Here is a 12,988-nt window from a genome sequence, read left to right on the forward strand (position 1 = left end):
TTTTTAGCCGATAAGTATTTGCAGGCTATTGATCACCGCCCCCAGCGATTTACTCAGGCTAACGAGATTTTGCGGGGTTTCTGCGCTCTCGTTGCTATTTTTCTTGGTGAAGTTTTCGAACAAACTTATTAACTTATTAACTTTTACTTTCACTGAAGGTATTGGTGCTTTTTCTATCTTATTAATTCCATCCTGCAATTTTATCACTTCATCTTTGGCTGATTTTAACCTATTAACCCTTGTTTCAATCTGTTTATTCTTAGGGCTGAGTTCTGTTTTTAACCATGCACTATTTTGATTGATGGTATCATTAAAATCATTGATAACAGGTTCAATCATTTGATTAATAGCATTTGTGATTTTCTTTAATTGCGTTCTTTTATTTAGAGCATTCGGCCGACCAACAGCTTGATTAAATTGCTTGATCATATCTAATGCGATATTTTGCCTAGCCTCTACCTCCATGTTAAATCCTCTATTGCCTAACGCAAATGTGCCGAACAAAGGATTCGCTGGCCGAGAAATATTAGGATGGGCAACAATGTGTTGTGCTGCTGATATATCCTCAACTTTATCAACTACAGAACGAGAACTGTGATTCATAGGATAGAATGTATCCTGAGCTGAAATAGGGGGACCATTAAAAGCAAAAGACTGTGCCCCCGGTAAATCCTCACCGCCATCAGCACCAGAGCGAGAGCTGCGATTCATCGTAAAGGCCGCCCCGCTACCAAGCAACATCATCACACTAACCGCAGCGAAAATTTTTGTCGCTGGCGACGGCAAAGGTTGTTTTACTGGAGTCTCGCAGGCTTCATATACCGTTATCGAAGTATCAACGGGAATAAATGGAACTGTAAAAGAACTGTTACTCTCTGGTAATAAGTATGCTTTATTTTTTACACTATCAACACATTTAACTATATTAGTTTTATTGGAATAGTTTTTCTTGATGGTATTGATCTCAGTATAACCTGGGTAATTTTTTATATTTATATTAGAGCTGCTGCTTAGTGGCATATCCGTATCCCTTTAAGTGTCAAATTAATTCCACTTAAAAATACACTAAAGCATTCGGTAATCAACAATTAAATAGAAACAGAATAAGGCTTCAATGATCAACATCAACTGGATATTTATTTTGCAATCCAAATAAATCATCTTAATTTAATTGAGCTTTAGTTTACTTTCACTTTATATTTACCATGGCATTCCAATTCCATTCTCTTACTTATATTTTTCACTTTTTTGTCGATATCTTCTGCAACATAATTCCTTAGCCTGTGCAAAAAAGTTGATTACTTTGTCTTTTGAAGGCCCTAACTGAAGGTTCTGGCAGAAGTTTCCTCATAAGAAACAATGACCAACGACAGGAACATTCTTATTCACCTTTTGCCCTCCCCGTATAATTATCTGATCGATTAGTTATTTATATAATTCACGTGAAGATCGTACTATAGACAGAATTTAATAGCAGCCGAACCATTACTCAGGGAGTGAACAATGGCGTGCCACTTTGCAAGATGGATTATGACGGATAGTGAGCCAAACACGCACCGCCTGCCCGCCGACGTCCTGGCTTTCGCCAACACCTTGCTCCCCAAGCTCCGCACCCGGTTTTTATATGGACGCGCGCTGCTGGCAGAAATCATGTTTTATTTGTATGGGACGACCAAACTGCCACAGGTTGTAACCTTGCCCAGCGGTCGCCCCAGCTTTGCTGCCAGCGGATTACCTGATTTCAGCCTGGCCTACGCCGGCAGCACTATCGGCGTAATGCTCAGCAGCGAAGGCAAAGCGGGGCTAGATTTAGAAATCTTGCATGCTCGCGGCCCTCTTCACCAGTCGCGCCAGTCAGCTCTTTCTACTGTTGAGAAAACCTGGATCGCTATGCAATCTGACCCTGATGAGTCCGCCACACAGCTAGAATGTATCCGGCAAAGCGTGCATAAACTCTCGGGGCAAAGTGACATCACCTCCGATACCCTGAGCCTGCATCCAAGTTCCGGGCGATTACGCTCGAGTATTACTGCCAATGTGCAGGTAATGAGCGATATTGAAGGTCCAGAGATCTGGGCATGCGCACACACCCCGGCCATTCAGCGACTGATCTGCTGGAATTACACCCCTTCTGAAGGTTTCACGCGTACGCAAACGTTTTCTCCCCAGCAACAGGTCGATTCACTACACTTTATGAAATTAACCAGCCTACCTCCGGCCAAGTAATCATCCTTTTGCAATCCAGCTAATCAATCAGGAGTCGTTTATGTCTAATCAACCACTGAAGTTTGTCACGCTGTTAGGCAGCCTGCGTAAAGGCTCATTCAATGCAATGGTTGCACGTACTCTGCCAAAGTTATCACCTGAAGGCGTCACCATTGAGGCGCTGCATTCTATTGGCGATATTCCGCTGTATGATGCTGATGTACAACAGGAATCAGGCTTCCCCGCCACTATTGAAAACATGGCCAAACAGATTCGCGAGGCGGATGGCGTTATTATCGTCACGCCGGAATATAACTATTCGGTGCCGGGCGGGTTAAAGAATGCCATTGACTGGCTCTCGCGAGTCCCTGAACAGCCGCTGGCAGGCAAACCCGTATTGATTCAAACCAGTTCAATGGGTGCGATTGGCGGCGCACGCTGTCAGTATCACCTGCGGCAGATCTTAGTGTTCCTGGATGCCATGGTTCTCAACAAGCCGGAGTTTATGGGGGGAGTGATTCAGAGCAAGGTCGATGCACAGCTTGGCGAGGTGATTGATCAAAGTACGCTCGACCATCTTACCGGCCAGCTCAGCGCATTTTCCGATTTTACTCGTCGTTTTAAAAAGTAAATTCGGGGCTAAGTGCAAAAAGAGAAGAGAATTTTGGGACGCGACCTTTAGCACCTCTCCTCTGTTGGTGGAGGAGAGGTAACAAGGATAACAGAGCCAGTTTATTTGTTATCGATAAAAACAATCTTCAATACAAACAGTATGGTAACCACCAGCACACAAGGCCTGATGTCTCTCCAGCGACCGCTTCCCAGCTTCATCACCACGTAAGAAATAAACCCCAGGGCAATCCCTTCTGTAATCGAGAAACTGAAAGGCATCATGACTGCGGTAACAAACGCAGGGACTGCTTCGGTTAAATCATCCCAGGTCACTCGCGCAAGGCTGGAAGTCATCAGCACGCCGACATAAATTAGCGCGCCTGCAGCAGCATAGGCTGGCACCATTCCGGCTAACGGGGAGATGAAAATAACCAGCAGGAACAAAAGCCCGGTGACAACGGCAGTCAGACCGGTACGACCCCCAATCGCTACGCCGGAGCAGCTTTCAATGTAAGCACTAATCGCAGAGGTGCCGATGAAGGAACCCACAACCGAGCTAACGCTGTCGACAAACAGCGCCTGTTTCATCTGCGGGAATTTACCTTCACTGTCGGCAAGCCCGGCTTTATCGGTAACGCCAATCAGCGTGCCTGACGAGTCGAACAGATTGACCAGCATAAAGGAGAAAATAATCCCCGCCAGACCAATATTCAGCGAGCCTTTAATATCAACCTGCCCAACCACGCTGGTAACGCTTGGCGGCATCGACCATACTCCCGCGTAGTGAACGTCACCCAGCGCCCAACCAATCAGCGTGGTGATAATAATGGAAATTAGCACCGCGGCATGAATGTTTCGCGCCGCCAGAATAGCGATAATAAAGAAACCCAGCGCACCAAGCAGCACCGAGTGCGAGGTCAATTTGCCGATCGAAACCAGTGTATCGGGATTAGCAACTACAATACCGGCATTTTTCAGGCCCATCATGCCGATGAACAAGCCGATGCCGCTGGTAATCCCGACTCTCAAGCTCACAGGTATATTCGCTATCATCCAGTAACGAACGCGGAAAATGGTCAGCAGGAACAGGCCAACCGCGCCCCAGAAAATCGCGCCCATGCCGGTTTGCCATGAGATCCCCATCGCACCGACCACCACAAAGGCGAAGAAAGCATTCAGGCCCATCGCAGGTGCCAGCGCGACGGGCAGATTGGCGATAAGCCCCATCAAAATACTGCCGAATGCCGCAATCAGACAGGTAGTAACAAATACGGCCTGCTTATCCATCCCCGCCACGCCCAATATCTGCGGGTTAACGAAGACGATATACACCATGGTCAGGAAAGTTGTGAAACCGGCAACTGTCTCCGTTTTCAGCGTCGTGCCATGGGCGCTCAGTTTAAACCAGCGCTCTAACATCCCTTTACCTGCGCCGGCATTATTTTGTGGTGTGCTCATTATTGAGTTCCAAAGAGGGGGAAATTCGTCGGCCGCTATCCTAACCTAAATCCTCCGCCGATTGAGATGATTGCGCTGCTTTTTATTGCATGTTTACACTTTTTAGACCGCTTTTAGGAGCAACTGCTGGTTTTTAATGCTCATTATTTTAGCTTTTATCGCACGGTCTCCAGGATAAGGAGTTCGGAACAGGCGAGTATTTTCTGTAAGATACCTTCTGGAGTCATGTCATTAACTAAGCAGTTAATTCAGAAAAAGGATGAAATATGCCCCGGATAGAATGCGTTTTCTTTGACTGTGATGGCACACTGGTCGACAGTGAGCGGCTGTGCTGCGAGGCTTACGTCCTGATGTTTGCCCATTTCGGCGTGACCGTTTCCTATGATGAGATGTTTAAAAAGTACAAAGGCGTAAAGCTGTACGAAATTATCGATATTATTAATCAACAGCACGGTCTTAAAGCCGGAAAAGAAGAGATGGAAGTGGTTTTCCGTCAGCACGTAGCTCGGCTGTTTGATGAAAAACTCGAACCGATTGCAGGCGCAAAAGAACTGCTGGAGTCAATAACTGTGCCGATGTGCGTGGTCTCCAATGGTCCAGTGACTAAAATGCAGCACTCTCTGGGACTCACCGGTTTGCTCCCTTTTATGAGAGATCGTCTTTACAGCGGTTACGATTTGCAGCGCTGGAAACCTGACCCGGCGTTGCTTTATCACGCAGCCGAGGCCATGCAGGTTTCAATCTCCACCTGCATTTTGGTTGAAGATTCTGTAGCCGGCGTTCAGGCGGGTATCGCAGCCAATATTCCGGTTTATTATTACTGTGCCGATACTCATAATCCGGTTATCGATCACCCGCTGGTTACCGCATTCACAGATATGCATCAACTTGCCGCTATCTGGCGCGAGAAAGGCTACAATATCGTCAAATAATGCGCTGGCATTTGATTTGTCACTGTATTTAGAGATAGTGACTGTTTTAAAAGACGACACCGATTCCGTTAAGGAGAAGACGCTGACTAGCCAAAGTCCCCAAACAACGGGGCGAAAGAACGATCCAATAGGCCTCAAGCAGCGCATTTTTGATAGCGCGCTTATCGAGTTCGCCGAGTCCGGATTAATGGGCGCACGGATGGAAAATATCGCCTCAAACGCTGATACCACCAAACGCATGGTGGTTTATCACTATAAATCGAAAGAAGCGCTCTACATGCAGGTGTTGGAGTATGTTTATCGCTGTTTGCGTAAACATGAGCTTGAGCTGGATTTATCAGCCTATCCGCCTGCCGAAGCCATTGTTAAGCTGGTAGAGGCCAGTTTTGATTTTCACGTTTCGCACCCGGAATTTATTCGCATTGTCTCCACCGAGAATATGCTGCGCGGTCGCTTTATTCGTCAATCCACCAACATCCGCGCACTAAACCAAACGGCGCTAACCTTGCTGGATGATATTCTTGAACGCGGCAAGAAAGGTCATCTATTTAAAGAAGATGCCCAGGCGCGGGACGTTCACCGCCTGATCAGCAGTCTTTGTGTTCACCAGGTCGCCAACCAATACACCTTTGGTGCGTTGTTTGAGAATCCGGATGAGTTTGATACGCAGAATGCGCATTATCGCCAGTTGGCAGTGATGGTAGCGTTGCGTTATTTAATGATTTAGCAAGCTCTGCGACACAAAATAAAACGCCCGATAATCAATTTATCGGGCGTCTGCATTTGTTGTATTGGGAAAGGTTAAAGCTATTCTGTTTTGTTTTCTTTACCGCTTTTACCATCAACCAGCAGCTTCTCCAGCGCATCGCCCCCGACATGACGGAAATCTTGCCCCTTCACGAAGTAGAAAATAATCTCGCTGATATTCTGGCAACGGTCACCGATACGCTCGATCGAACGGGCACAGAACAACGCCGTTAGAATGCTTGGGATCATGCGCGGGTCTTCCATCATATAAGTCATCAGCTGACGCACGATGCCCTCATATTCCTGATCGACCTTTTTATCTTCACGATAGACGCGGATCGCCTCATCGAGATCCATACGCGCAAAGGCATCCAGCACGTCGTGCAGCATCTGTACGGTGTGACGGCCCAATGATTCCAGACTCACCAACAGCGGCTGATGCAGATGAGAGAATTTCTCCAACGCGGTGCGACAGATTTTATCGGCCACATCGCCGATGCGTTCCAGCTCGGAAATCGTCTTGATGATCGCCATAACCATACGCAGATCGCTGGCAGTGGGCTGACGTTTAGCAATAATCCGCACGCAGGCTTCATCAATCGCCACTTCCATCATGTTTACTTTGTCATCACCCTTGATGACACGCTCGGCCAGCTCAGCGTCCTGATTATGCATCGCGGTGATGGCATCGGTAAGCTGCTGTTCAACCAGGCCGCCCATCGCCAATACCTGAGTACGGATATGTTCAAGTTCGGCATTGAACTGGGCTGAAATATGTTTATTGAGATTCAGATTGTCCATCTTGTTTCCTCTCTACCTTGAAGAGCATCAACCGTAGCGGCCAGTAATGTAGTCCTCGGTCTGCTTTTGAGCAGGTGAGGTGAACAATGAGTCAGTATCACTGTATTCAATCAATTCGCCGAGATACATAAACGCAGTGCGGTCCGAGCAGCGAGCTGCCTGCTGCATGTTATGGGTCACGATCACCACCGTATAGTCGGATTTCAACTCGGTAATCAGCTCTTCGATGCGGCCGGTCGAGATCGGATCCAGCGCCGAGCAAGGCTCATCAAGCAGTAAAACATCAGGACGAATGGCGATACCGCGAGCGATACACAAACGCTGCTGCTGACCACCTGACAAACTGTAACCGCTCTGATGCAGCTTATCTTTCGACTCATTCCAAAGTGCCGCTTTGGTCAAAGCCCACTGCACGCGCTCATCCATGTCGGTACGCGACAGCTTCTCAAACAAACGCACGCCAAAAGCGATGTTGTCGTAAATCGACATCGGGAACGGGGTCGGCTTTTGAAATACCATGCCGACCTTGGCGCGCAGCAGGGCGATATCCTGCTTATCTACCAGAATATTTTCGCCGTCGAGCAAAATTTCACCCTCGGCACGCTGATCGGGATACAGCTGATACATCTTGTTTAAAGTGCGCAGAAGCGTCGATTTACCGCAGCCAGACGGGCCGATAAAAGCGGTAACTTCGTTTTTGGCAATATCCAGGGAGATGTTTTTCAGCGCATGGAATTTGCCGTAATAAAAATTCAGATCGCGGACCTGGATTTTACTGTTGGATGCATCGGTCATTCGACTCATTAAGACATCTCTCTTTAATCAAAATTTTTATAATTACTGCTTTTTCTGGGCGAAGATCACGCGAGCAATGATGTTCAGCAGCAGTACGCATACAGTAATTAGCAGAACGCCAGCCCAGGCCAAGTCCTGCCATTCTGCAAACGGGCTCATAGCAAATTTAAATATGGTGACCGGGAGGTTAGCGATAGGCTGCATTAAATCGGTGCTCCAAAACTGGTTGGAGAGCGAGGTAAACAGCAGCGGCGCGGTTTCACCGGCAATACGCGCGATAGCCAGCAGAACACCCGTGATAATTCCAGAGACTGAGGCCTTCAGCGTAATGGCTGAAATCATTCTCCATTTCGGCGTTCCCAATGCATAGGCCGCTTCACGCAGACTGTCAGGCACCAGTTTCAGCATATTCTCGGTGGTACGAATCACGATAGGAACCTGCAGCAGCGCCAGCGCCAGAATCCCCGCCCAGCCTGAGAAGTGCCCCATTTTGGCCACGACAATGGTGTAAACAAACAGTCCGACCACGATGGAAGGAGCAGACAGCAGGATATCGTTAATAAAACGAATCACCTCGGCCAGCCAAGATTTACGCCCATATTCAGCAAGATACACACCGGCAAGGATCCCCAGCGGAGTACCAACCACTGTAGACCAGAGGATCAAAAGTCCGCTGCCGGCAATGGCGTTTGCCAAACCACCGCCTGCAGTGTTTGGCGGTGGCGTGTTTTGGGTAAACAGCGCCAGCGACATACCGTCGATACCTTTGGTTACCGTGGTAAACAAGATCCACACCAGCCAGAACAGGCCAAAAACCATGGTCGCCATTGATAACAACAGCGCGATACGGTTCTTCTGGCGTCGCCAGGCCTGACGTTTGCGACGGGATTCAAACAGCGCATCGTTGCTTTGCATTTCAAGAGTTGCCATCTTAACGCCCCTCATTCTTGGCCAGACGCAGAATCATCAGCTTTGATAGCGCCAACACGATAAAGGTGATCACGAACAGGATCAGGCCTAACTCCATCAGGGCCGAGGTATGCAGGCCCGATGCTGCTTCGGCAAATTCGTTGGCCAACGCCGAGGTAATACTGTTACCCGGCATGTACAGCGAGGCACTATCGAGCTGGTAAGTGTTACCGATGATAAAGGTCACTGCCATGGTTTCACCCAAAGCGCGTCCGAGGCCAAGCATCACGCCGCCAATCACGCCGTTCTTGGTGAAAGGTAAAACGATACGCCAGATAACTTCCCAGGTCGTACAACCGATGCCGTAGGCCGATTCTTTCATCATCACTGGCGTCTGCTCGAACACGTCGCGCATCACAGAGGCAATGTAGGGGATGATCATGATCGCAAGAATTACGCCAGCCGCCAGGATACCAATACCAAACCCCGGACCCGCGAAAAGTGCACCAATAATTGGAATGCCTGAAAGAACATCGCCGACAGGTGTTTGAAAATAAGTCGCAAATAAAGGAGCAAAGACAAACAGGCCCCACATGCCGTAAACGATACTCGGGATAGCCGCCAGCAGTTCGATAGCAATCCCCAGAGGACGTTTCAACCAGTTAGGCGCCAGTTCAGTCAGAAACAGTGAGATACCAAAGCTGACCGGGACAGCTATCAGCAGAGCAATGACCGAGGTAACAATCGTGCCGTAAATCGGCACCAGCGCACCAAATTGCTCATTGGGTACATCCCAGGTTTTATTCCACAGGAAAGAAAAGCCAAACTTTTCCATGCTAGGCAAGGAAGAAATGAATAACGAAACGATGATCCCGCCGAGCAGGAATAGCACAATCAGCGCAGCCAGTTTAACCAGCGCGCCGAAGATGATGTCACCGTTCTTGCTTGGTGCTTTGATGGACGGCGTTTTTTCAGCCATAACACTCTCTTCTTATTCAGATTTATTTCTCCCCCGACAAGGGTTTATCGGGAGAGATTGAGACAGAAGACTCGTACTTTATATCACCAGCAACCCTAAGCCAAAGGCTTAGTAGACTGACTTACCGCTGCTGTCTTTAACGTTGCTTTTCCAGGCTGTCTGGATTTGAGAAACAACAGACTGCGGCAAAGAAGCGTAATCCAGACCGGTAGTCAGCTTGTCACCGTTTTTATAGGCCCAGTCAAAGAACTTCAGCACTTCCGCGCCTTTGGCCGCGTCTTGCTGTTGTTTATAGACCAGAATAAAGGTGGTAGAAGAGATTGGCCACGCATTGTCGCCCTTCTGGAAAGTCAGGTCCTGAGCAAAGGTTTTGCTCCAGTCTGCGCCTTTGGCTGCCGCGCTGAATGACTCTTCTGAAGGAGAAATCGCCTTACCGCTGGCATCAACCAGTTTGGTGTAAGTCAGATTGTTTTGCTTGGCGTAAGCATACTCAACATAGCCGATTGAACCTGGCAGACGTTGTACAAAAGCAGCAACGCCGTCATTGCCTTTACCGCCCAAACCGACAGGCCAGTTTACGGTAGTACCCACGCCGATGTCTTTTTTCCAGTCCGCGTTAGCTTTGGACAGGTAGCTAGTAAATACGAAAGAAGTACCAGAACCATCGGCGCGACGAACCACGGCGATGTTGGTATCAGGCAGTTTTACGCCTGGGTTCAGCTTAGTTATCTCTGCATCATTCCATTTTTTGATTTTGCCCAGGTAAATATCACCCAGAGCTTTACCATCCAGCGTCAACTCACCGGATTTCACACCAGGAATGTTTACTGCCAGAACAACACCACCGATAACGGTAGGGAACTGGAACAGGCCGTTCTTCTCGAGATCAGCGTCGCTCATAGGCGCATCTGATGCTCCGAAGTCCACGGTTTTAGCAATAATCTGCTTTACGCCGCCGGAAGAACCGATGCCTTGGTAGTTAACTTGAACACCGGTAGATTTATTGTAAGCATCAGCCCATTTTGCATAAACTGGAGCAGGGAAAGTACCGCCTGCGCCTGTCAGATTAGTTGCTGAAAAGGCAGACATTGCTGTTAAAGAGAAAGTCGCTGCCACAATACCGGCGACGGTTGTACGCATCAGTTTCATATTCCACTCCTGGTGGTTATCTACCCTATGACATTGGAGTTGCAGCAACACAGTAAGTGAACGAATCCCGATAGGCCTACAGTAGTAAGTAATTCGGGTAAGCGAACGCCGCTGATACAGCTGTAGCTTCAATTACAACGGATAATTTTGATTCGACTCAAGTCGAAGCTTAGTAAAGTGTTTAGCACAGGAGCAAAATAGGACAGTTTAGTGACACTAAAATGTAGGTTATATGACAGTTTTGTGACAGCGTGCAATTTATGAACTTATACGTTACCGAATAACCTCCCGCAACCCCAGGCGCAGCTGGTAATCGCCGTAGGCGATCGATTTTTCGAAGGTAAATCCGCTTTTAATAGCTTGTTTAATCGCAACAATATTGTCGGGCATCACAAGACAACAAACAGGGCGGCTCAACGTTTTATCCTGCCAGTCGAGGATGGCACATTTCGCTTCATAGCCGTAACCATAACCATGGAAGTCAGAGTGTAATAATGTCCCAATTTCCAACATGTCAGGCATTGATGGCATGGTGTCTCGCTTAAAGTCTGCGAATCCTATCTCACCGATAATAGTATTACAGGGTTTCAGTTTGATTATCCAATACCCAAAACCCAGCGTTGCCCACATGCCATGGTACTGTAACCACAGTGACCAGCAGGCTTCTCGCCCTATCACCCCTGGAGGAACAAATCGCGTAGCTATATCATCTTGATAGATATGCAACATTGCAGGAAAATCCTCCACACTGCACCCGCAGAGAATTAATCTGTCTGTTTCGATAATTGGTATGACGCTTTCCATTATGATTCCTTCGCCAATTTAACATAATGCGCTTGTGAGGTTTTTATCTCGGGCTTGGATTTCAGCTGGTTTTTGCATGCCTGTTTCAAGCAGACGCGATCAATTTTACCGGTTGCCGTTTTAGGCAATTCCTCCATCACCGTAAAATCGTAGGGCAACATGTAGTCGGGTAGAATTTCAGCGATTTTTTCCTGTATCAGCGCTAACCCTTGATTGACGTCTTTAAGACTCAGGCAAACGTGAAGCGTTGCGCCGTATTTTTCATGAGGTAAAGAGACAACAGCCACCTCTTCTACTTCTTCAATAGATGTAAACGCGTTCTCAACGTCGCCAATTTCGACCCGATAACCGCGGGTTTTCACCATATTATCCATCCGGCCTTTGTAAATGATCTCCCCTTTTTCATTGATATAACCATAATCTCCGGTTCGAAAGGCCAATGTCGGATACTGATGAAAGGGGCTTTGAATCAGCTTCTCGCGCGTCAGTTCAGGCGCGGTAAAATACCCGGCAAACACCGTACTGCCGCGCACCAGGATCTCTCCTGACTCGCCGTGTGGCAGCAAACTCATTGCTTCATCAACGATATAGATTTCCGTATCGTCGACAGGAAAACCGATCGGTATTTCGCTAGTTTCCGTAGTTGGCTTTGAAACGTGCTGGCAGGTCACGATGTTAGTTTCTGTCGGACCATAAATGTTGGCCACGGCGGTAGTCGGCAGACAGTCCATGACGCGGCGTAGCCAGCAGGGCGAGAAAGGCTCTCCGGCGTAAAGCAGCGTTCGCAGACTCGGTATTCCGCGCTGCAATTCACCTTTACTTAACCAGCGGATATAGGCCGAAGGCACGGTGTACACCACGCTAACGTTTTTATCACGCATATAACTCACCACATTGAGCGGCGAGTTATCAAAATTCTCGGGGACGATGACCAGACAAGCGCCGCTGAGCAAGGTAGTAAAAATATCAAACACTGAAAGGTCAAACTGCAAAGGCGCGCGACTGAACACTCGATCGCCTGGCGTAATGGCAAACTCTTTTTGCATCCAGCAGATAAAAGAGCAAGCATTGCGGTGTGTGATCATGATGCCTTTCGGCGAGCCAGTCGATCCTGAGGTATAAAGGATATAGGCTACGTTATCGCTTAGATTCTTTTCATACAACGTGGTAGTTAACGAGTTGTCCTGTGCTGCGAAATTATCTAGAAATGTCACAAATGCGTTATCTCCAGGCGCATCTAATATTTCCCGGTATTTATTCTGCACCATGATATGTTTCAGTTCGGCAGATATAATTAAATCACTGACCCAGGCATTAGGTGCGTGTATATTAATGGGTATATAAATTAGCCCTGCGGATAATGCACCCAACATTGCGCCAATCGCCATAGGTGTGACATCGGAAAGAATACCGATATGATCACCTTTTTTTAAACCATTCGATTGGTAATAACGACAAAAATCTTGGCTTAGCTTTTCAATATATTGATAAGTGAATTTCTGATCGCCGTACTCAACGGCAATATTATCCGAGAACCGGCGTAATCCACCTGCCATTAATTCTGGTAAGGTCACCGCGTTTAATAAAAGCATACATT

General features: G+C 47.7%; 13 protein-coding genes. 4 read left to right on the plus strand and 9 right to left on the minus strand.

Features of this window, described 5'->3' with window-relative positions:
* Nucleotides 1-3: 3 nt before the first annotated feature.
* Nucleotides 4-1,020: a hypothetical protein gene (locus SPM24T3_RS14315; protein WP_009637492.1), complete on the minus strand. Its 1,017-nt coding sequence runs from the start codon at nucleotides 1,018-1,020 to the stop codon at nucleotides 4-6.
* A 483-nt stretch (nucleotides 1,021-1,503) separates the two neighbouring features.
* Here SPM24T3_RS14315 and SPM24T3_RS14320 point away from each other — a divergent pair, with 483 nt between their 5' ends.
* Together SPM24T3_RS14320 and SPM24T3_RS14325 are read left to right on the plus strand one after the other, a co-directional pair.
* On the plus strand, nucleotides 1,504-2,226 hold the full coding sequence (locus SPM24T3_RS14320) for a 4'-phosphopantetheinyl transferase superfamily protein (protein ID WP_009637493.1): 723 nt from the start codon (nucleotides 1,504-1,506) through the stop codon (nucleotides 2,224-2,226).
* A 40-nt stretch (nucleotides 2,227-2,266) separates the two neighbouring features.
* Nucleotides 2,267-2,836: an NADPH-dependent FMN reductase gene (locus SPM24T3_RS14325; protein ID WP_009637494.1), complete on the plus strand. Its 570-nt coding sequence runs from the start codon at nucleotides 2,267-2,269 to the stop codon at nucleotides 2,834-2,836.
* Between the two features lie 101 nt (nucleotides 2,837-2,937).
* On the opposite strand, the gene SPM24T3_RS14330 is transcribed toward SPM24T3_RS14325, so the two are convergent.
* Complete coding sequence (locus SPM24T3_RS14330; RefSeq protein WP_009637495.1) at nucleotides 2,938-4,275, minus strand: NCS2 family permease; 1,338 nt, start codon at nucleotides 4,273-4,275, stop codon at nucleotides 2,938-2,940.
* A 266-nt stretch (nucleotides 4,276-4,541) separates the two neighbouring features.
* On the opposite strand from SPM24T3_RS14330, the gene yieH reads away from it, so the two are divergent.
* Both yieH and SPM24T3_RS14340 read left to right on the plus strand, forming a co-directional pair.
* A complete protein-coding gene (gene yieH, locus SPM24T3_RS14335) occupies nucleotides 4,542-5,207 on the plus strand; it encodes a 6-phosphogluconate phosphatase (protein ID WP_009637496.1) in 666 nt (221 codons plus the stop codon).
* An 82-nt stretch (nucleotides 5,208-5,289) separates the two neighbouring features.
* The gene (locus SPM24T3_RS14340) at nucleotides 5,290-5,934 is read left to right on the plus strand and encodes a TetR family transcriptional regulator (RefSeq protein WP_192807952.1); all 645 of its coding nucleotides are present in this window, start codon (nucleotides 5,290-5,292) and stop codon (nucleotides 5,932-5,934) included.
* 80 nt (nucleotides 5,935-6,014) lie between these two features.
* Here SPM24T3_RS14340 and phoU read toward each other — a convergent pair whose 3' ends face one another.
* The 7 genes from phoU to SPM24T3_RS14375 all read right to left on the minus strand — a co-directional run bounded on the left by phoU (nucleotide 6,015) and on the right by SPM24T3_RS14375 (nucleotide 12,983).
* Complete coding sequence (phoU, locus tag SPM24T3_RS14345; RefSeq protein WP_009637498.1) at nucleotides 6,015-6,755, minus strand: phosphate signaling complex protein PhoU; 741 nt, start codon at nucleotides 6,753-6,755, stop codon at nucleotides 6,015-6,017.
* Between the two features lie 27 nt (nucleotides 6,756-6,782).
* Complete coding sequence (gene pstB / locus SPM24T3_RS14350) at nucleotides 6,783-7,550, minus strand: phosphate ABC transporter ATP-binding protein PstB (RefSeq protein WP_009637499.1); 768 nt, start codon at nucleotides 7,548-7,550, stop codon at nucleotides 6,783-6,785.
* Between the two features lie 42 nt (nucleotides 7,551-7,592).
* Nucleotides 7,593-8,480, minus strand: a complete 888-nt coding sequence (gene pstA / locus SPM24T3_RS14355) for a phosphate ABC transporter permease PstA (protein ID WP_009637500.1) — start codon at nucleotides 8,478-8,480, stop codon at nucleotides 7,593-7,595.
* A 1-nt stretch (nucleotide 8,481) separates the two neighbouring features.
* The gene (gene pstC, locus SPM24T3_RS14360) at nucleotides 8,482-9,438 is read right to left on the minus strand and encodes a phosphate ABC transporter permease PstC (protein WP_009637501.1); all 957 of its coding nucleotides are present in this window, start codon (nucleotides 9,436-9,438) and stop codon (nucleotides 8,482-8,484) included.
* Nucleotides 9,439-9,546: 108 nt separating this feature from the next.
* Entirely contained in the window at nucleotides 9,547-10,587 is a 1,041-nt protein-coding gene (pstS, locus tag SPM24T3_RS14365) for a phosphate ABC transporter substrate-binding protein PstS (RefSeq protein ID WP_009637502.1), read from the minus strand.
* Nucleotides 10,588-10,860: 273 nt separating this feature from the next.
* On the minus strand, nucleotides 10,861-11,391 hold the full coding sequence (locus SPM24T3_RS14370; protein ID WP_009637503.1) for a GNAT family N-acetyltransferase: 531 nt from the start codon (nucleotides 11,389-11,391) through the stop codon (nucleotides 10,861-10,863).
* Nucleotides 11,391-12,983 carry an amino acid adenylation domain-containing protein gene (locus SPM24T3_RS14375; protein ID WP_009637504.1) on the minus strand — a complete coding sequence of 531 codons (1,593 nt, stop codon included), beginning with the start codon at nucleotides 12,981-12,983 and terminating at the stop codon, nucleotides 11,391-11,393. Before SPM24T3_RS14375 ends, SPM24T3_RS14370 begins: the two co-directional genes overlap by 1 nt.
* Nucleotides 12,984-12,988: the final 5 nt, after the last annotated feature.

The sequence above is a fragment of the Serratia sp. M24T3 genome (assembly GCF_000257645.1).
Lineage (GTDB): Bacteria > Pseudomonadota > Gammaproteobacteria > Enterobacterales > Enterobacteriaceae > Rouxiella.